At 64.3% G+C, this 19,412-nt stretch carries 18 protein-coding genes; 4 read left to right on the top strand and 14 right to left on the bottom strand.

Annotated elements, in window-relative coordinates:
- Positions 1-9: 9 nt before the first annotated feature.
- Genes NKI73_RS15095 through NKI73_RS15085 form a run of 3 tightly spaced genes read left to right on the top strand, consistent with a single transcriptional unit; the run spans position 10 to position 2,243 of the window.
- Complete coding sequence (locus NKI73_RS15095; protein ID WP_352630946.1) at positions 10-351, top strand: cupin domain-containing protein; 342 nt, start codon at positions 10-12, stop codon at positions 349-351.
- 17 nt (positions 352-368) lie between these two features.
- Positions 369-713, top strand: coding sequence for a cupin domain-containing protein (locus NKI73_RS15090; RefSeq protein ID WP_352630944.1), 345 nt, complete (start codon positions 369-371; stop codon positions 711-713).
- A gap of 21 nt (positions 714-734) precedes the next feature.
- Positions 735-2,243 (top strand): aldehyde dehydrogenase family protein, encoded by a 1,509-nt coding sequence (locus NKI73_RS15085; protein WP_352630942.1) that lies wholly within the window; start codon positions 735-737, stop codon positions 2,241-2,243.
- A gap of 117 nt (positions 2,244-2,360) precedes the next feature.
- Here the strand turns inward: NKI73_RS15085 and NKI73_RS15080 are convergent, their stop codons facing one another.
- The 6 genes from NKI73_RS15080 to NKI73_RS15055 form a co-directional block, all read right to left on the bottom strand.
- Positions 2,361-3,113: a hypothetical protein gene (locus NKI73_RS15080; RefSeq protein ID WP_352630940.1), complete on the bottom strand. Its 753-nt coding sequence runs from the start codon at positions 3,111-3,113 to the stop codon at positions 2,361-2,363.
- Between the two features lie 312 nt (positions 3,114-3,425).
- Positions 3,426-4,187, bottom strand: a complete 762-nt coding sequence (locus NKI73_RS15075; protein ID WP_352630937.1) for an SDR family NAD(P)-dependent oxidoreductase — start codon at positions 4,185-4,187, stop codon at positions 3,426-3,428.
- Between the two features lie 10 nt (positions 4,188-4,197).
- Positions 4,198-5,010 (bottom strand): ABC transporter permease, encoded by an 813-nt coding sequence (locus tag NKI73_RS15070; RefSeq protein WP_352630934.1) that lies wholly within the window; start codon positions 5,008-5,010, stop codon positions 4,198-4,200.
- Positions 5,010-5,873 carry an ABC transporter permease gene (locus NKI73_RS15065; protein WP_352630931.1) on the bottom strand — a complete coding sequence of 288 codons (864 nt, stop codon included), beginning with the start codon at positions 5,871-5,873 and terminating at the stop codon, positions 5,010-5,012. The genes NKI73_RS15070 and NKI73_RS15065 overlap by 1 nt, the downstream gene beginning before the upstream one ends.
- Positions 5,874-5,948: 75 nt before the next feature.
- Positions 5,949-7,112, bottom strand: coding sequence for an ABC transporter substrate-binding protein (locus tag NKI73_RS15060; protein ID WP_352630928.1), 1,164 nt, complete (start codon positions 7,110-7,112; stop codon positions 5,949-5,951).
- Positions 7,093-8,229, bottom strand: coding sequence for an ABC transporter ATP-binding protein (locus NKI73_RS15055; RefSeq protein WP_352630926.1), 1,137 nt, complete (start codon positions 8,227-8,229; stop codon positions 7,093-7,095). The genes NKI73_RS15060 and NKI73_RS15055 overlap by 20 nt, the downstream gene beginning before the upstream one ends.
- A gap of 110 nt (positions 8,230-8,339) precedes the next feature.
- On the opposite strand from NKI73_RS15055, the gene NKI73_RS15050 reads away from it, so the two are divergent.
- Complete coding sequence (locus NKI73_RS15050) at positions 8,340-9,146, top strand: helix-turn-helix transcriptional regulator (RefSeq protein WP_352630923.1); 807 nt, start codon at positions 8,340-8,342, stop codon at positions 9,144-9,146.
- A gap of 27 nt (positions 9,147-9,173) precedes the next feature.
- Here the strand turns inward: NKI73_RS15050 and NKI73_RS15045 are convergent, their stop codons facing one another.
- The 8 genes from NKI73_RS15045 to NKI73_RS15010 form a co-directional block, all read right to left on the bottom strand.
- Entirely contained in the window at positions 9,174-11,246 is a 2,073-nt protein-coding gene (locus NKI73_RS15045) for a 3-hydroxyacyl-CoA dehydrogenase NAD-binding domain-containing protein (RefSeq protein WP_352630920.1), read from the bottom strand.
- A gap of 315 nt (positions 11,247-11,561) precedes the next feature.
- On the bottom strand, positions 11,562-12,509 hold the full coding sequence (locus NKI73_RS15040) for an ABC transporter permease (protein ID WP_352630917.1): 948 nt from the start codon (positions 12,507-12,509) through the stop codon (positions 11,562-11,564).
- A 3-nt stretch (positions 12,510-12,512) separates the two neighbouring features.
- Positions 12,513-13,493: an ABC transporter permease gene (locus NKI73_RS15035; RefSeq protein WP_352630915.1), complete on the bottom strand. Its 981-nt coding sequence runs from the start codon at positions 13,491-13,493 to the stop codon at positions 12,513-12,515.
- Between the two features lies 1 nt (position 13,494).
- Positions 13,495-14,964 carry a sugar ABC transporter ATP-binding protein gene (locus NKI73_RS15030; protein ID WP_352630914.1) on the bottom strand — a complete coding sequence of 490 codons (1,470 nt, stop codon included), beginning with the start codon at positions 14,962-14,964 and terminating at the stop codon, positions 13,495-13,497.
- Positions 14,965-15,013: 49 nt separating this feature from the next.
- Positions 15,014-16,027 (bottom strand): ABC transporter substrate-binding protein, encoded by a 1,014-nt coding sequence (locus NKI73_RS15025; RefSeq protein ID WP_352630912.1) that lies wholly within the window; start codon positions 16,025-16,027, stop codon positions 15,014-15,016.
- A gap of 97 nt (positions 16,028-16,124) precedes the next feature.
- The gene (locus NKI73_RS15020; protein WP_352630910.1) at positions 16,125-17,015 is read right to left on the bottom strand and encodes an SMP-30/gluconolactonase/LRE family protein; all 891 of its coding nucleotides are present in this window, start codon (positions 17,013-17,015) and stop codon (positions 16,125-16,127) included.
- Between the two features lie 175 nt (positions 17,016-17,190).
- The gene (locus NKI73_RS15015; protein ID WP_352630909.1) at positions 17,191-17,925 is read right to left on the bottom strand and encodes a response regulator; all 735 of its coding nucleotides are present in this window, start codon (positions 17,923-17,925) and stop codon (positions 17,191-17,193) included.
- The gene (locus NKI73_RS15010; protein ID WP_352630907.1) at positions 17,925-19,226 is read right to left on the bottom strand and encodes a sensor histidine kinase; all 1,302 of its coding nucleotides are present in this window, start codon (positions 19,224-19,226) and stop codon (positions 17,925-17,927) included. The genes NKI73_RS15015 and NKI73_RS15010 overlap by 1 nt, the downstream gene beginning before the upstream one ends.
- Between the last annotated feature and the right edge of the window lie 186 nt (positions 19,227-19,412).

Genomic DNA, 19,412 nt, shown 5'->3' with positions numbered 1-19,412 from the left:
GTTGAAGACATGCCGACACCGCACTGGCCGAAGGCCTCGAGCGTGGAACTGGAGGATTGGGGCGCGGGCAGCAATACGCTTGCCGGCGCGCCGCGCGCCTCGGGCAGGATCCTGTCGCAAAACCCGGACGGATCGAGTGAATGCGGCCTGTGGTCGTGCACGCCGGGCACGCGCAAGGTCACCTTTGGCGCTGACGAATTCTGCCACTTCCTCTCAGGGCACGGCAGCTACGTCCATGACGACGGCGAACGGATTGCTGTCGAGGCCGGCACGCTGGTGTTCTTTCCCGCCGGGTGGACCGGCATCTCCATCATCACGCAAACGCTGACCAAGGCCTTCATGTGCCGGTGAGCTTCAAGGAAATCGATATGACAACGCCGATCATGAAATCCCCCCTCGCCATGTCAGACCTCGTCGACTGGGGTGTCATCCCGACGATGATCGAGGGCGAATCCCGCACCTCGGGCAAGTTGCTGCACAAGGGGCCGGAAGGCCGCTCCGAATGCGGGCTTTGGGTCTGCACGCCAGGCAAATGGCACTGCCACGTCACCCGCGATGAGTTCTGCCACTTCCTCGAAGGCCGCTGCACCTATGTCCATGAATCCGGCGAAGTCATCGAGATCGAGCCGGACACGGCGGCCTTCTTCCCGCAGGACTGGAAAGGCGTCTGCACCGTCCATGAGACCATCAAGAAGGTCTATATGATCCGCTGAGCGGATCTGAGAGGGATGCCCATGGATTTCTCCCCTGACCGGCCGGTTTTCTTCGTCAATCCGGACTACCGGCCGATGACCGGCGTGAACAAACCGGTGATCGATCCGGCGACGCTCGAAACCGTCGGCACTATCTCGGCCGCCACAGACGGTGAGATCGATGCCGTGCTCACCGCCGCAACCAATGCGCAGGCCGCATGGAAAAAGCTCGACGCCAAGAGCCGCGCCAAGCGCCTGCATGCCGTCGCCAACGCCATCGAAGCGGCGGACTTCACGCGCTGCGCCGAGCTGATGGTGCGCGAGATGGGCAAGCCCTATCCCGAAGCGATCGGCGAAATCGCCAATTGCGCGCCGATCTTCCGCTACTATGCCGAGATGGCGCGTGACGATGCCGGCAAGATCGCCGGCACGACGCAGGCCGGGTCGTTCCAGTATGCGCGCTACGAGCCCTATGGCGTGTCGGTCCACATCATGCCCTACAACTTCCCGATCCTCTTGATGTGCTGGACCGTCGCGGCATCGCTTGCATCAGGCAATGCCTGCATCATCAAGCCGGCCGAGGCGACGACGCTATCGACGCTGGACTACATGACCGTGTTCCGCTCGCTGCCGGAAGGGCTGGTCTCCTGCCTGCCTGGCGGAGCGGCCACGGCGCAGGCGCTGATCGCTTCCGACCGCACCCACGCGGTTGCCTTCACCGGTTCGGTCGCCGCCGGCAAGGCGGTTGCCGTGGCCTGTGCCGAACGCATGAAACCATGCGTCATCGAGGCCGGCGGCAGCGATCCGCTGATTATCAGCCAGCACGCCCCGCTCGACGTGGCGGCGGCCGGCAGCGTCACCGCCGCCTTCCATCTCACCGGCCAGGTCTGCACCTCGGCCGAGCGCTTCTTCGTGGTCGATTCGGTTCATGATCGTTTCGTCGAGCTGTTCGCCGAAAAGACGCGTGCCCTGCGTATCGGCAATGGCTTGGACAAGACCGAGATCGGCCCGATGGTCAGCGAAGCCGCGCGGGCCAAGGTTATGCGCCTCGTTGACGATGCCATCCACAGCGGCGCCAAGGTGGTGACCGGCGGGCGCATCCCGCCGGCGCACAACACCGGCTGGTTCTACGAACCGACGATCCTGACGGGCGTCACCCCAGACATGGCCATCGTGCGCGAGGAGTGCTTCGGCCCGGTCGCCGCCATCTGCCGGGTGAAAAATTTCGACGAGGCGATCCGGCTTGCCAATGACAGCCCGTTTGGGCTCGGCGCCTCCGTCTTCACCACCGATCTGGCGGAGGCGCATGAGGCAGCCGAGCGGCTGGAGGCCGGCATGGTCTGGGTCAACAACCCGCTGATCGACAATGACGCCCTGCCCTTCGGCGGTTGGAAGGCCTCGGGCCTCGGCCGCGAGCTTGGCCGCCAGGGGCTGGATGCCTTCCGCCGCTCCAAAATGGTGATCATCGACCACAAACCGGCGATCCAGGAATGGTGGTATCCCTATCCCGACAGCTGGTTCCGCGCGACCGGCGGCCGCAAGCACGTATGAGTGTCTCGAAACTCGCTATCTTGGGATAGATAGCCCGATCATGACCGGGAAAAGCAATGCCGCCGGGCGAGACCGGCGGCATCTTTGACTGCCTACTGCTGTTTCGGCTGCAAGTCGCTACGGTGTCGTTTCCGCTTCAATCTGGGCCGCCGTCTGGTCGATCTTGCCGGCAAGGACGCCCTGGGCCCAGGCGGTGACCTCGGCATCGACGGGCTTGTTGGCCATGTCCGTCAGCGCCGCGTCGAGCGAGGCGTCATCGGTGCCCTCCGTTGCCGCGGCAGCCGCCTCATTGGCGGCGGTCACCTCTGCCTCCTGGGCGGTGATTTCGGCCTGCAGATCCGCTATCTTCCCCGGCAAGGCCGCCTGATCTTCGGGCGTCATGGCCGCAATCTGATCGGCCGTCAGCGACGTCAAGGCGTTCAACTGCGAATTCAGCGCATCCAGCTTATCCTGGGCCGCCTCGGCGGCGGCCTCGGCTACCTTGGCTTTCGCGGACTGCGTCACGAAAGCCTGAATGGCAGCGAACTTCTTGCTCTTGGAGTTCATGTAGGCGTTGATGTTGCGCTGCAGCGAGTTCAGCCGGCCAAGCTTGGCGTGGATGTTCTTCTCCTTCGGCACGGCCGAGACCTTTGTGGTCGTGTCGACCGTGGTGTCGTCCGCCTTGGCCACCTGCCCCCGAGCCGACGCGGACTTGCCGTGCGAAGTGCTGCTCTTGCCGCCACCGTTGCCATTGCCGCCACCGTTCCCGCCGGCATTGCCACCGCCGCTACCGTGCCCGTTGCCACCGCCGTGCCCGTTGCCGGCCATTGCCGGAGACGCCAGAAGCGCCAATGCGGCAAGCGCCGCGAACAGAGTTTTTCGGTTTGTCATGGTAACCTCCTCGGGGAATCGCCACCCTTCGCCCAACCGCTAGGCGACCGTCGTATGAGGAATTCCTAATTGTACAGAGTAAACTTTAGACAAATGCGGTCTCAATACGCGATCTGACAACCGTCAAGACTCGTAACCGTTTGATATTATAGGAAAATCGACGCTCGCGGACCGCCGTGGCACTGAAGTCCCATGCCGGTCAGACCATAGTCCTAGCTGCTGACCGGCGGCACGGAGAAAGTCGTGGAGCAGTGTATCGGAAAGGCGTTGAAATAGAGGAAAACAAAGGACGTTGATGACCGAAACATAGTCTCAGCCGATGCTCTCGCCGCCATCGATCACCAGCGCCTGACCGGTCATGAAGGAGGAGCGGTCGGAGACGAGGAACAGGATCGCCTCGGCGATCTCTTCAGCGCTGGCCCAGCGCCCCATCGGGATCTTGCTGCGGACATAGGTTTCGATCGCCTCGCGCCCGCCCATCTGGGCGATGAACGGTTCGTTGAACGGCGTATCGACCCAGCCCGGGCAGAGCGCGTTGACGCGGACATTGTGCCGGGCATAGTCGAGCGACATCTGCCTGGTCATCGCCACCACCGCATGTTTGGAGGTGGCGTAGGCGATCATCTCGCGGTCGTAGAACACGCCCGAATTGGAGGCTGTGTTGAGGATAACGCCGCCGCCTCGTGCGACCATCGATGGCATGACCATCCTGGCCGCCAGGAACTGCGCCCGCACATTGACCCGCCACGAGGCATCCATGCCTTCGGTCTCGACTTCGGTCAGCGTGCCGCCGACCTGTATACCGGCATGATTGTGCAGGATGTCGATGCGCCCATGCCTGTCGAGCGTGCTGGCAATGAGTTGCTCGACCGCCGCGTCCTCCGCGACATCGGTCGCGATCGCCTCGGCCTGCCCGCCCACTGCCCGGATGTCCGAAGCCGTTGCTTCGCCAGCGACCTGGTCCCTGTCGGCGATGACGACCACCGCGCCCTCCCTGGCCATGATCATGGCGCCGGCGCGCCCGATGCCGGAGCCGGCGCCTGTCACCACCGCGATGCGGTCTTTGAGGATCATGATGCGGCTTTCAGTTCGATGGTTTGCGCTGGCGCAGCTGCCATTGGGCAAGCACCACAATCAGCACGGAGGCGACGAGCACGATCGTCGCGATGGCATTGATTTCAGGCGTCACCCCACGCCGGATCGACGCAAAGACATAGATCGGCAGCGTCGTCTGCGCACCGGCGACGAAGAAGGCGACGATGAAATCGTCGAAGGAGAACGTGAAGGCGAGCAGGAAGCCGGCGACCACCGCCGGCATGATCTGCGGAAACACGATGCTGCGGAACGTCGTCAGCGGCGTGGCGTAGAGATCGCTCGACGCCTCGACCAGATTGCGGTCGAGGCTGCCGAGACGCGTGCCGACGATCATCGTCACCAGCGCCATCGAGAACAGCCCGTGCGCCGCGATGATCGAACCGTAGCCGAGCGCCAGGCGCGGCGGTTGGTCGTCGGGCCAGATCGAGGCGAGGAACGGGTTGACGACCGTGAACAGCTGGACGAGCGCGACCAGCGTCGAAATGCCGATGACGACCCCCGGAACGACGATCGCGGCACCCAGCAGGGCATCGAAGATAGCGCGGGTTCGGACGCTGACGCGCGCCAGGCCGAGTGCGGCCGCAGTGCCGCACAACGCCGCCAGCGAAGCGCTGGTGGTCGCGATGAACAGGCTGTTCTTCAGCGCTTCGACCAGGAACGGGTTGTCCAGCGCCTTGCCGTACCATTGCACCGAAAAGCCGGTGAACTCGCTGGCATGATGGCCAGCATTGAAGGAAAACAACACAACCAGCGCGATCGGCAAATAGAGGAAGGCGAAGACGGCAATGACGAAGGCGCGCATCAGATCAGATCCACCCGACGCGCGCCCGAAACGCGGGTCGAGATGCGGTTGGCGGCAATCAGCACCACCACCGAGACCAGCACCAGCGTGATGGCGATGGCCGATCCGAACGGCCAGTGGCGCGACTGCAGGAACAGATCGACCAGCGCGTTGCCGATGAAGAACACCTTGCCGCCGCCGAGCAGCGTCGGGATCAGATATTCGCCGAGCAGCAGGATCATCACCAGCGAGAAGCCGGTCATCACGCCCGGCAGCGACAGTTTCAATGTCACGCCGAGGAAGGTCGAGAGCGGCGTTGCGCCGAGGTCTGCGGAAGCTTCCAACAGCCTGCGGTCGAGCCGCTCGAGGCTGACATAGATCGGCAAGATCATCAGCGGCAGATAGCCATAGACGATGCCGAGCAGCACCGCGCCCGGCGTATTGATCAGCCTGACATCCTCGAACCCGATATAAGCAAGCAATGCCGGGATGCCGCGCCCGCCCAGCACATACATCCAGGCATAGGTCCGCATCAGAAGGCTGGTCCAGAACGGGATAACGACCAGTGCTAGCAGGATCAGTCGCCAGCGCTGCGGCGCCTGCAAGGCAAGGTAATAGGCGACCGGATAGGCGACGAACAGACAGGCAAGCGCCCCCACCGGCGCCAGCAGCATCGTGTTCCAGAACGCGGTCGCCCGCGCCGGAAGATTGGCATATTGTGCCAGCGTAAAGGCGGCCTGATAGCCGCCTTCCGGTGCCCGCTCGCCAACGCTGAACACGGCGATGGCGATGAACGGCAGCACCAGGAACACCACCAGCCACGCGGTCGCCGGACCGAGCAGCATGGCGGTCAGAAGATTCTTGCGAAGACGGCTGCCGTGCATGGAAGGATTGCCCCGGTGCCGGCGGGCATGAACCCGCCGGTCAAGTTATCTGAGTCGAATTTGAGGCGGCTTGGCTTAGGCCGACTTGAAGCGCGCCATCAGTTCGGCGCGGCCGGGATCGGTCAGCGTCGCCGCCGCGCCGAATTCCAGCGGCGTCAACAAGTCCGCCGCCGGATAGAGGATCGGATTGTCGAGCACCTCCTTCGGCAGCAGCTTGTTGACCCGCGCATCGGTCGACGGCGCGCCATTGGCCAGGTGCTCCTTCACCGCGACCTGCGGGTTCATCAGATAGTTGAGCAGGGCATAGCCGGCCGGCTTGTTCGGCGCATCCTTTGGAATGGCGTAGAAATCGGTCCAGATCTCGCCGCCTTCCTTGCCCAGAACATAGGCGATCTCGGGAATGTCGCGATGCAGCTGCGCGCCGTCGTTCGTCCAGCACATGGTCATCCAGGCATCGCCCGCGCGCATTCCCGGCTGATAGTCTGACGAAACCGCGAACAGATGCGGCTTGACCTTCAGCAGCAGTTCCTCCGCCTTGGCGAGTTCGTCTGATTTGAGCGAGTTGAACGAATAGCCGTAATATTTCAGCGCATTGCCGATCGTGGTCAACTGGTAGTCATGCACCATGGTGCGGCTGTCGCCCTCCGCCATGGCGGTGTCCCAGAACTCCTTCCAGCTCGTCATCGGCTTGGTCAGCTTCTTGGTGTTGACGGCAAAGCCGGTGGTGCCCCAGTTCTTCGGCACGGCGTAGGCCACCCCGTCGATCGTGCCTTCCCCAGTGAAGCGCGGATCCTCCTGCGAGCCGTCGAAATTCGGCAGCTTCGCCATCTCCAGCGGCTCGATGATGCCGAGCTTCTTGTAGGTGGAAATCGTGTAGTTGGTCGGCACGAAAAGGCTCCAGCCCGAGGCGCCGGCCTGCAGCTTGGCCAGCATCTCCTCATTGGAGCCGAACACGTTGACCTCGACGGCAACGCCGGTGTCCTTCTTGAAATTTTCGAATGTCGCCGGGTCATGATAATTCGGCCAGGTGGCGATCGACATGCGATCGCCAAGACTTTCCGCGGCAAAGGCTGGCGTCGGCATGATGCCGATCTCGCGCGCCATCACCGCCGTCGCAATGCCAAGGCCGGTGAGGCCAAGGAAGTCGCGGCGGCCGATCGAGCCGCGCTTCAGGCGCATGAGCTGGTCGACAAAATTCTCAGGGCTTATCGGCAGTCCATCACGATATGATTTCGACATGTTTATCTACCCTCTGGTTGGTCCCGTTGTTTTTGGTTTCCGGAAACGCCAGCGGCGTTCCGGAGGCAAAGCCGATGGCGACGGGTTCACCCGGCTTGAAGAGATTGCCGTGGCCGATCAGATGATCGGCCTTGGCCAGCAGCGTTCCGATGCCCTGGACCTCGATCGCGTATTCCGCCGTCGAGCCCAGGAAGATCCGGTTGCGGACGATGCCTTTGAAGCGGCTGCTTTCGGAAGTGCCGAGACTGAGCGATTCAGGACGCAGGCTGACCGACACGGCCTCGCCTTGCTGTAAGGCGGTGCGCTTGCGCGCCGCAATCACGGTGCCGTCGGCAAGCGCCACCTCCACCAGATCGCCCATATGCCCGGCGACGGTGCCGCTCAAGAGATTGGTCTTGCCGACGAAATCGGCGACGAACAGGTCGGCCGGTTCGTCATAGATCTCGCTCGGCTGTCCGAGCTGGACGATGCGGCCGCCATTCATCACGCAGACGAAATCGCTCATCGACAGCGCTTCCTCCTGGTCGTGGGTGACCAGCACAAAGGTGATGCCGATCTCGCGCTGCAGGTTCTGCAACTCGATCTGCATGTCGGTGCGCAGCTTCTTGTCGAGCGCCGCCAGCGGCTCGTCGAGCAGCAGCACCGCCGGCTTGTTGACCAGCGCGCGCGCCAGCGCGACACGCTGCTGCTGGCCACCGGACAGTTCGTGGATCTTGCGGCGGCCGTAGCCGGCGAGCCGCACCATTTCGAGCGCTTCGCCTGCTCTTGAGGTGACCTCGCGCGACGACAGCCGCGGCCTGGACTGGCGCAGCCCGTAGGCGACATTGTCCTCGACATCGAGATGCGGAAACAGCGCGTATTGCTGGAACACCATGTTGACTGGGCGCCGGTAGGGCGGCGTGCCGGCCATGTCCTGGCCGCGAATGAACACCTTGCCTTCGCTCGGCTGTTCGAAACCGCCGATCATGCGCAGGCAGGTCGTCTTGCCACAGCCGGACGGCCCGAGCAGGGCGACGAAAGCGGATGGCGGGACAGCGAGATCGATGCCGCTCACGGCCGTCACGCTGCCATAGCGCTTGGTGACGCCGCGAAACTCGATGTCGGGCACTGCGGTCAAGGCTGCGGACTCCCCAGGGCGATATCAGAACGCTACCAGAGCCAATGGCGGCTGGTATATACCTCGCTGGTGGTATATCTGATCTATTTTCTTGTTTAAGGGGGTATGGATTGTCCCGCAGCGACGAATACAGCCAGCTCGCCACGCTTATCGCGGCGACGCGGGAGACGAGCGGCGACCTGTTCGGCAAGGCGCTGGTCGATTGGCTGCGGCAGCATGTCAGCTTCGACCACTGCGTGATCTTCGGCTATCGCGGCGCCTCGCGCCCGCCGCTGCTGTTCGAGACGTTCTCGCCCACCGAAAGCCACGTCTTCGTCGCGCTCTACCAGGAAGGGCCGTATCTGCTCGACCCGTTCCATCACGCAGCGGTCGAGCGCAAGGAAGGTTTCTGGCGCATGCGTGAGCTGGCGCCGGACCGCTTCTACGCCAGCGAATATTTTCGCTCCTACTACAGCCAGACCAGGCTGGCCGAAGAGGTCGGCTTCTTCGTGCCGCTGCCGGGCAAGGATGCGCTGGTGCTGTCGCTGATGCGGCTGCGCGCTTCGGGTCCTTTCGGCACCGCCGATGCCAGGTTGTTGCGCGACATGGCACCGGCGGTGATCAGCTTCATCAGGTTGCGTTGGCCAGCTCTTCCGGCCGACGAGCCGGCAGCAGTGAAGCAGGACGAGACGATAGCGCCGGTCAACGAATTCGACCGTGCTCATATCTGGCAGAGCCTGTCGCTGACGCCGCGCGAAAAGCATGTCGTCGACCTGGTGCTGCAGGGGCACTCCACCGAGTCGATCGCCCGGGCCATGCGCATCGTGCCGGGAACCGTGAAAGTCCATCGCCGTAACATCTATCGCAAGCTCAAGATCAAGTCGCAGGCCGGCCTCTTCGCCCGCTTCGTCGAGATCATCGACGCGCGGATCCGGTAATTCCTCCGGCCTTGAACCACCGCTCGATCAGGCTGTTGCGCCGGCTTCCCAGGAACCCGTCTCGGCCATTGTCTTGAGCAGTGGCGCCGGCTTGAAAATGTCCTTGCCGGTGCGCTGATGCCAGTACTCGAGCCGCTTGATAATCTTGCCCGCCCCTTCGAGACCGGCCCAGAACATCGGGCCGCCCTTGCCGATGGGAAAGCCGTAGCCATTGACCCAGACGACATCGATGTCGGACGCGCGGGCCGCGATCCCTTCTTCCAGGATCTTCGCGCCCTCATTGATCAGGGGATAGAGCGTGCGCTCGATGATTTCTTCTGCACTGATCGCGCGCGGAGCGATGCCCTTTTCGTCCGCCTTGGCGCGGATCAGCGCCTCGACTTGCGGGTCCGGAACCGGTGTGCGCGAACCGTTCTCATAGAGATAAAACCCCTTGCCGGTCTTCTGGCCGAACCGTCCCTGCTCGCACAGTGTGTCGGCGATGACGGCCGTCTGCCCGTGCGCCTTGCGGTTGCGCCAGCCGATGTCGAGGCCGGCCAGATCGCCCATCTGGAACGGCCCCATCGACCAGCCGAAATCGGTGAACACCTGGTCGATCTGACGTGGCGTAGCGCCTTCCAAAAGAAGCGCTTCGGATTCCGAACCACGCGCCGCCAGCATGCGATTGCCGACGAAGCCATGGCACACACCGACGACGACGGCCACCTTGCCGATCCGCCGCGCCAAGTCGACGACGGTTGCCAGCGCGTCGGGCGCGGTCCTCTGCGCCCGCACGATCTCCAGCAGCTTCATGACATTGGCCGGCGAGAAGAAGTGCAGGCCGACCACATCCTGCGGGCGCGAGGTCGAGGCGGCGATTTCGTTAACGTCGAGATAGGATGTGTTGGTAGCGAGGATCGCACCGGGCTTCGCCACCGCTTCGAGCTTGCCGAAGACTTCCTTCTTGACCGCCATGTCCTCGAACACCGCCTCGACAATCAGGTCGCAATCGGCGAGATCGGCATAGTCGGTGGAGCCCTTGAACTGGGCGAGCCGCTGGCGCGTGGCATCTTCGCTCAACGAACCGCGCGTGACGGAAACGGCATAGTTCTTCTCGATCGTGCCGAAACCGCGCTGCAACGCTTCCTGGCTTGTTTCCATCAAGGTCACGGGATAGCCGCCATTGGCGAAGGCCATGGCGATGCCGCCGCCCATCGTGCCGGCGCCGATGACGCCGACGCGGGCAATCCTGCGCTTGACGATGTCCTTGGCCGAAATCTTTGCCGCCTCGCGTTCGGCGAAGAAAAGATGGCGCTGCGCCCGCGACTGATCGCTGCCGACCAGTTTCACGAACAGCGCACGCTCCGCCGCCAGCGCCGCGTCGAAGGGCAGCGTGACGGCATTGCGCACCGACAGCGCGCAGGCGACCGACGCCTCGAGGCCGCGCGCCTTCCTGGCAAGATCCGCGGCCTCGGCGTCGAGAGCCGCGAGGTCGGTCTCCTTGAGCCCGTCATCGCGATCGCGCACCGGGGTGAAGGGACCACCCTTGCGGGCTATTTCCCTGGCGAAATTCACGGCATGCGTGGTCAGATCGCCTTTGAAGACGGCATCGACGAGGCCCGCTCCATGCGCCTCGGCCGCGCCGATCGGCGCGCCTGAAACGATCATCTTCAACGCCTTCATCGCGCCTACCAGGCGCGGCAGCCGCGCCGTGCCGCCGCCGCCCGGCAAGAGGCCAAGCTTCACCTCGGGCAAGCCGAGCTTGGCGCCCGCATCGGCGACGCGGAAGTGACAGCCGAGTGCCAGCTCCAGCCCGCCGCCAAGCGCGGTGCCATGAATGGCCGCGATCGTCGGCTTGGCGATGGCTTCCAGCACAGCCACGATGGCGCGCAGTTCGGGTTGCTGCATCGGCTTGCCGAATTCAGTGATGTCGGCCCCGGCAACAAAGGTCCGGCCGGCGCAAGCAATGACGATGGCGGCAACCGAAGCGTCATCCCGCAAGCCAACCAGCGCCTGCATCAGCGGCTCGCGGACATGAAAGCTCAGCGCGTTGACCGGCGGATTGTCGATGGTGACGATGGCGACATCGCCATCACGACTGACCTTGAGGAAATCGGACACACAAACCTCCCAGCAATGGTCGTGATTTACAGCGTCACGACGCGGATGGGAACCGGTTGCCTGGCTGGCATAATGATTGCCGGTCGAGATGCCTGGCCGTCATGATCTCCGAAGTAGCGATCCTTCACACCCCCCTCTGCCCTGCCGGGCATCTCCCCCGCAAGGGGGGAGATTGACAGCTTCTGCGCCTCGCTCACTTTGCAACGTTGCAGATTGGCGAAGGCCACGACAACTGCCGATCTCCCTCCTTGCGGGGGAGATGGCCGGCAGGCCAGAGGGGGGTGCTGTCCCGCCAGCGTCGGCGTCTTGCTCCCGCTACCGCAGCGCCTTCTGCCCGCCCGCGGCCGTAATCACCCCAACGATGATCAGCCCCGTCAGCAGCAATCGCACACCAGCACTGACGCCAAAGGTGTTGAGCATGGTCAGCAAAAGCACCAGGAACAGCGCCGCGCCCCACACCCCGGGCACGTTGGCCTTGCCGCCGGCGACCGACGTGCCGCCGATGACGACGACGGCGATCGATGCCAGCAGATACTCATTGCCGATATCGACATTGGCGCCGCGGAAATAGCCGGCGAGCAGCGCGCCATCGATGCCGCCGAGCGCTCCCGACAGCGTATAGGTGAGGAAGCGGATGCGGCCGACATTGACGCCGGCCAGCCACGCGGCGCGGATGTTCTGGCCGATCGCCAGCACCGAGCGGCCATAGATCATACGTTGCAGCGCGATGGCAGCCCCGACGGTGAACAGCACGGTGAGGATCGCCAGCACCGGAATGCCCAGCACCTGCCAGTTGGCGAAATCGGCGAAGCCCGGCGGCGGCTTGATCTGCAAGCCGCGCCCATAGCTGATGTCGATCGACTGGATGATGAAACTGGCCGACAGCGTGGCGATGATCGGCGGGATGCGCAGCGCCCAGATCAGCAAATAGTTGGCGACGCCGATCGCAGCCCCGCAGGCCAGCGCCGCCAGAAGGCCGACTGCGATCATGGCGTCGTTGCCGTCCATCACCTTCATGGCGACGGCGCTGGCAAGGCCGATATTGGCCGGCAGCGACAGATCGACATTGCCAGGGCCAAGCGTGATGACGAACATCTGGCCGACACCGACGATGACCGTGAACACCGCCAGCGACAGCGCGGCGGTCACCATTCCGCCGGCGCCATAACCGCCGGTGAAGACGATCGTCGCCAGCCACACCAAAAGCGCGCCGAGAAATGACCAGATCCAGGGTTTGGTCAGCAGCGATTTCACCGAGGTCATCGCTCACCTCTCCTTGCGGCTGATCAGCACCCGCGCCGCCAGCACGATAATGAGGATCGCGCCGTTGGCGGCCACCTGCCAGTCGGGCGGAATGTGCATGAAGGTGAGCAGCGGCGAGGCGGCCAGCGCCAGCGTCAGCGCACCGATCACCGCGCCGATCGGCGACACCCGGCCGCCGACGAATTCACCGCCGCCGAGGATGACACCAGCGATCGCCAGCAGCGTATAGCCATTGCCGATATTGGCATCGGCCGAAGTGGTGATGCCGATCAGCGCCATGCCCGACAGCACGCCGAACAGGCCGGCCAGCGAAAACAGCACGATCTTGGTCTTGAGCAGCGACCAGCCTGCGCGCCCGAGCGCCGCCGGATTGCCGCCCGAGCCGCGCAGGATCACGCCATAGGAGGTGCGCATCAGGCCGAAATGGACGATGAAACCGATCAGCAGCGCGGCAATGATCGGGAACGGCACGAAAGGCGGCTTGAATGCCATCAGCCCAAGCAGCCAGTCCGGTGCCTTGCCGCCGGGTTTGGGCAGCACGAGAATGGCGAGCCCCTGCCATACGAAACTCATGCCGAGCGTCACCACGATCGACGGCAAATTGCGCAGATGAATCAGCGCGCCGAGCAGCGCGTAGACGCCGATCGATCCGAGCAGGATCACGACGCCGATGAGCGGCGCATCCTTCAGCCAGGTCGCGGTGACACATCCGACAAAGCCGACGAAGGTGCCGATCGACAGGTCGAGCTCGTTGCCTGATATGACGAACATCTGCGCGATCGTCGCCAGCGCGATCGGGATGGCCAAATTGAGCATCAGGCTGAAGCCGAAATAGCTGATGGCGCGCGGGTTGAGCCAGGCGATGGCAAGCAGCACCAGCACCAGCGACAGTGCCGGCAGCAGCCCGCGCAGCAGGCGTGCGCGGGCCAGCGCACCACGCTCGGCGGAAGTCTTGGCAGCGGTTTCGAGGCTGGCGGCGGTCATCTCAGGCCGCATCGCCGAACGAGGATTGGATGATCTTCTCTTCGGTCAACTCGTCGCGGCGCAGATTGGCGACGATGCGGCCGTTCTTGAAGACATAGACGTGGTCGCAATTGTCGAGTTCTTCGGTTTCCGTGGTGTACCAGAGGAAGGTGCGGCCGCGGCCTGCTTCCTCGCGCACGAGGTCGTAGACCTCCAGCTTGGTGCCGATGTCGACGCCGCGCATCGGATCGTCCATCAGCACGATCTGTGCATCGGAGCCGAAGGCGCGGGCAAACAGCGCTTTCTGCTGGTTGCCGCCCGACAGCGAAAAGATGTTGTTGTTCATATCAGGCGTACGGATGCCGATTTTCTTCTGCCAAAATGCTGCAAGCTCGGCCTCGCGCTGCGGCGAGATCAGCAGCCCTTTGCGCAGGCGCGTAAGCGAGCGGATGCCGATGTTCTCAGTGATCGACCATTGCGGAAAAATGCCGTCCGCCTGGCGGTCGCCGGCCACCAGCGCCACCGGCGCGGTCACCTCGATGCCGGCCCGGGCGCGCGATGCCGCGGCGAAGATCGCCAGCAGCAGGTCGGTCTGGCCGTGGCCTGCCAGCCCGGCAAGGCCGATGATCTCGCCGGCGCAAGCGACAAGGTCGGTGCCGTCCTTCTGCGCGGCCGGCCGCGCCCGGACCCGCAGCGGACTGGCCCCGGGCTTGGCGGCAGCGATTTCGGCGGCGATCTTCTGGCGCGCTTCCGCACCGCCCATCGCCGTCACCAGCCGGTCGCGGTCGAAGACACTCGCGGCGTCTGCGACAACCACCTTGCCGTCACGCATCACCACGATGCGGTCGGCGTTGCGCAGCACCTCGCCCAGGACATGCGAGATCAGGATGCAGCTTTTGCCGCCGGCGACGAAGCGGCGCACGAAGGCCAGCAACTGTCCGGCCGTATGCGCGTCTAGCGACGATGTCGGCTCGTCGAGGATGACAAGGTCGAGACGATCCTGGGTCACCGTGAACGCGCGCGCCACCTCCACCATCTGGCGCCGGCCGATCGACAGGTCGCCGACAATATCCGAGGGCGAGATGCTGTGGCCCGGAAAGATCTCGTCGAGCTTGGCGGCGATCAGCTCGGCCGCCTTGCGCCGCCAGCCGAGCCCGCGCAGCGACGCGTGGTTGATACGCGTGTTCTCGGCAACGCTGAGATTGGGACACAGCGATAATTCCTGAAACACGCAGCGTATGCCGAGCTGCTGCGCCCGCGACACCGAGTAGTTGTCCTCAGTGCCGCCATGCACGCCGATCTGCCCGCTGTCGGGCACCAGCGTGCCCGCCACCATGTGCATCAGCGTCGATTTGCCGGCGCCATTGTGGCCGACGAGACCGACGCATTCGCCGGGCCCGACGTGAAAATCGACGCCGCCCAGTGCGCGAACGGCGCCGAAATGCTTTTCGGCGCCGTTCAGTCTGATGATGTCAGCGTTCCCTTCAGGCATGCTCAACGATATCCGTTCGGCGATACGGACGGCAACGCTGCCGTGATGCTCACTTGATGTTGGCTTTGATGGCCGCGATTGCATCTTCCTGCGTGTATTCGTGGCTGGCAACGCCACCCTTGGGGATCTTCGGCAACTCGGCCTCGAAATCGTCTTGGGTGAAGGCCAGATACGGCACCAGCAGATCGTGCGGAATGTCCGTGCGGCCGTCGAGCACCTGCTGCGCCACCCAGAAGGCGAGCGACGACACGCCGGGCGCGATCGATGCCGACCAGGTCTGGTAGCCGTCCTTGTCCTTCTGTTCCTTCCACCACTGCAACTCGTCCTGGCGGTTGCCCATGATGATGGTCGGGCGCGGCTTGCCGGCGGCGGCGAAGGCCTGTGCCGCGCCATAGCCGTCACCGCCCTGGTCGACGATGCCGACGACCTCGGGCAGCGACGGCAGGATGGTCGCCACCGCCTTCTGCGCCGTCGTCTGGTCCCAGTCGCCGGTCACCGAACCGACGATCTTGAACTCGGGATGGGCGGCAACGCCTTCGAGGATGCCGGCATGAATGGCATCGTCGATCGAGGTACCGGCAAGGCCACGGATTTCCAGCAGGTTCCCACCCTTGGGCTGGAACTTGGCCATCTGCTCGACTTCCTGCTTGCCCATGTCCTTGAAGTCCACGACGACGCGATAGGCGCAAGGTTCGGTTACGGTGCCGTCGAAAGAGACAACGACAATACCGGCATCGCAGGCCTGCTTGATGGCGCCGTTGAGCGCATCCGGCGAGGCGGCGTTGATGACGATCGCGTCATAGCCCTGCAGGATCAGGTTCTGCACCTGCGCCGCCTGCGTCGGCACTTCCTTGTCGGCGGTGGTGAAGATATCGGCCGCGCCGACGATCTTGTCGGCGACCGCCTTCTTGGTGACGATGCCATAGCTGTCGAGCATCGCCTGCCGCCACGAATTGCCGGCATAGTTGTTGGAAAAGGCGATCTTCTTGCCACTGGTATCGGCCAGCGCCGTGCCCGAGGCGAGCATTGCGGCCAGAGCGCCCAGAACGAACAGTTTCTTCATGTCGTAATCCTCCCAGATGTGTTGACTGCTGCAATTCCCGCCGGCTTTGACCCCGGCCTCACTCCCAACTCTGATTTGAGCACGGATTGTCGCGCACTCAAAACAGTCTCAATCCCGGCACCCGTACCCGGAGCCGGTACAATGACGTCGACGCGGTTATGTAGAGGCTTTGTAGGTCGTCGTCGCCGAACGTGAAATTCGCGCAATCTTCGGGCGTCCGGATGACGCCAAGAATGGCGCCCGACGCATCAAAGACATGGATGCCGCCGGGGCCGGTGCAGTAAAGATTTCCGCGGCTGTCGATCTTCATGCCGTCCGGCGCGCCCGGCCCCTCGCCCTCGGTCACGGCCCAGACGGCTCCGCCGTTCAGGTCGCCATTCGCCTCGACACCAAACACCCTGATGTGTCCTTGTTCGGTGTCGTTGATGAACAGCCGCGACTCGTCCAGCGAAAAGCAAAGTCCGTTCGGCTGCACGAAATCGTCGGCCAGCAACGTCAGTTGTGCGCCGTCGCCATCGATGCGGTAGACACCCTGGAACGGCAGCTCCTGAGGACGTGGCACGCCATAGAATTCCACCCTGCCATAGCCCGGATCGGTGAAGTAAACCGACCCGCCGGTGGCGATAACGATGTCGTTCGGGCTATTGAGCTGTTTGCCCTGATGGTGCGTGGCAAGCACGGTCACGCTGCCGTTGGGCTCGGCGCGGGTCACACGGCTCATCGCGTGCTCGCAGGTGACCAGCCGCCCCTGGCGGTCCAGCGTGTTGCCATTGGCCTTGTGGCTCGGTTCGCGGAACAGCACGATCTCGCCCGCGCTGCCGCGGCGGTACATACGGCTTTCCGGAATGTCGGAGAAGACCAGCCACTTTTCGTAGGGGTGCCAGACCGGCCCTTCGAGGAAGCCGAAGCCGCTCGCCAGCGTTTCGATCGTCGCATCGCCGACGACGTCGTCCAGGCCGGAATGGCGGGCGCGCGCCGACACCGACATCACCGGCTCCCGGCGGCGCGACCAGCCGTGCGTATCCGCATGGTGACGAATGGCATGAGCGCTTCCCCGATATGATCTTCTCGTTGGGGATCGAGCGTAGTTGCGGCGCCGACGTGGCGATACCGGTCAAAGCGCACGGCCGACTGTGCGTTTGCACAGTCGCAAAGAACTGCAATCAGTGGCCCGGCGGCGCCTGTGTCAGCCAGGCATCGAGCCGGTCCTGCTCGCGGCGTAGCGCGTCGATGTTGATCAGGCCGCGCGCCATGGCGAGATAGATCGCCCGCGTCCGCGAGTTGAACACGGAAGCATCGCCGGCGCCGTCTTCCGCCGGCACGATGCCGAGCTTGTCGTAGACATGCTTGATGCGGCTTTGTGCGCCACGGATCGACAGGCCCCGGCGTGCGGCGATGGCGCGGTCGGTCAGGCCGAGCGCGATGTCGATCAGGCTTTCATATTCGCCGTCGGTGATGCCCTCGAACTTGTCCTGCACGCGGTGCTGGATGCCGCGGATCTCGCGGTCGATAATGCAATGGCCATCGCGGAAAACGCCGCGCAAGGCGGACCGCATGCCCTCCTCCGTCGCTGACTTCAGCACATAGCCGTAGACCGAGCCGGGCGGCACGATGCGCGCCACGCCGCGCACATAGGCCTCGTCGGCGAAATTGGACCAGAACAGGATGTGCGTGCCGGCGCGGCGGTTCCAGATCGCCTTAGCGACCTCGATCCCTGTCGCCTTCGGCATCTGCAGGTCGAGCACGACATGCGGCGGCTCGCGCTCGGCCGCCAGGCTGATGGCGTCCTCGCCATCGCTTGCTTCGATCACCTCGACGTCGCCGGGCCACAATTGCTCGACGGTGCGCCGCGCGAAGGTGCGGTGCAGCCCGTCATTCTCGGCGATCATCACAAGCATCACATGGCCTCCGACACGGCGAGCTCGCCGGATGCTGTTGCAGCCGCCGCAGTCGGCAATTCCCGCGACGGCTGGCGGTCGATCTCGACGACGACACGCGTGCCGCCGCTTTTCGTGCCACCGCTCTTGCGTCCGGCCTGGCCGATGCGCAGCCGTGCCCCGATAAGGGCGGCCCGCGTGTGCATATGGCCGATGCCGCCATGAGCCGCCGGATCGACAACGCCGCATCCCTGGCCGTCATCGGTGACGATCACCCGCAGCACGCTCGCGGTCGACGCCAGCAGCACATCGATGCGGTGCGGTGCGGCGTGGCGAACGGCATTGTTGATGGCTTCCTGCACGATCCGGTAGAGCGCGGTGCGGACAGGCTCGGGCAGGCTGTCGGCGGCGCCGTCGCTGGTGTCGGCGATGCGCACGGCGATCGGTGGCTTGGCCCTGGCGACGCTGCGATTGAGATGCGCCTCGACGGCGTCGCGCAGGCCGAACAGTTCGAGCACGCTCGGCCGCATGTCATCGACGATGTGGCGCAGTTCCGTCAGGCAGCCGGCGACCTCCTGCTCGAGATCGGCAAGCTGCGCCGCCCGCGCCACGCCCTGGCCACGAAGGGCCGAAAGCTGGCGCGCAATGCGGGCGAGGTCGGCGAGCGTCTGGTCGTGCAGGTCCATGGCCATGCGCCGGCGTTCGCGCTCCATGCCTTCGGTCAGCTGCGAGGCACCGACCCGCAGCAGTTCGACGCGGTTGCGCGCCTCGCTCTCGGCCAGCATGGCGCGGCGCGCCTCCTCGGTCTGGATCAGCGCGAAGATATAGGGCGCGATCAGGTCCGCGCATTGCTGGGCGACCGCGACATCGGCAAGCGTGTAGCAATCGACCTCGTGCCGGCTGATGTTGAGCGCGCCGATAATGCCGCCACGTGCCCTGAGCGGCACGACGATGCGGCTGCGCAGTCGGGCGGCGAAGATCGGCCCATCGATGGCGGTGGCGAAATGGAAGCGCTCGTCGCTCAACGCGTCATCGGCGAGCAGATAGGGTACCTCGCCCCACAGCACCGAGCGGATCGGGCTGACTTCGGTCGGCAGCGGGTGTTGGGCAAGTTCGCTCCAGCTGGTGTGGAAGCCGGCTTCATAACAGGCGTGCCGGCGGCCGTCATGCGACAGCACCGCCAGATCCATATGGTCGTGCGGAATGAGCGAGCCGATCTCGATGGCTGTCGCGCGGAACGCCGTGCCGGGATCGATATGGCCGGCAAGCGCCCGCGATATCGCCAGCAGCCGGTCGATCAGGACCAGGGACACTTCCGCCATTGCTTTCACGATCCTCCCGTGCCGGGAAATAGTGGACGCATGCCGCCGCCGCTGTCAACGACGGCTCGGTTGGCCATAGGGCTCCGCACTCAGGTTGACAAAAGACCTGACGACAGTTCGGCGGTGTCGGCTTTTGTGCCGGTAATAGGAATTTTTTCTTGACTCCGTGCCCTCAGCTATGGTACA

The sequence above is a fragment of the Mesorhizobium sp. M0496 genome (genome assembly GCF_040321205.1).
Lineage (GTDB): Bacteria > Pseudomonadota > Alphaproteobacteria > Rhizobiales > Rhizobiaceae > Mesorhizobium.
Note: the sequence above shows the minus strand (reverse complement) of the source record. Positions and strands in the feature narration are given on the sequence as shown.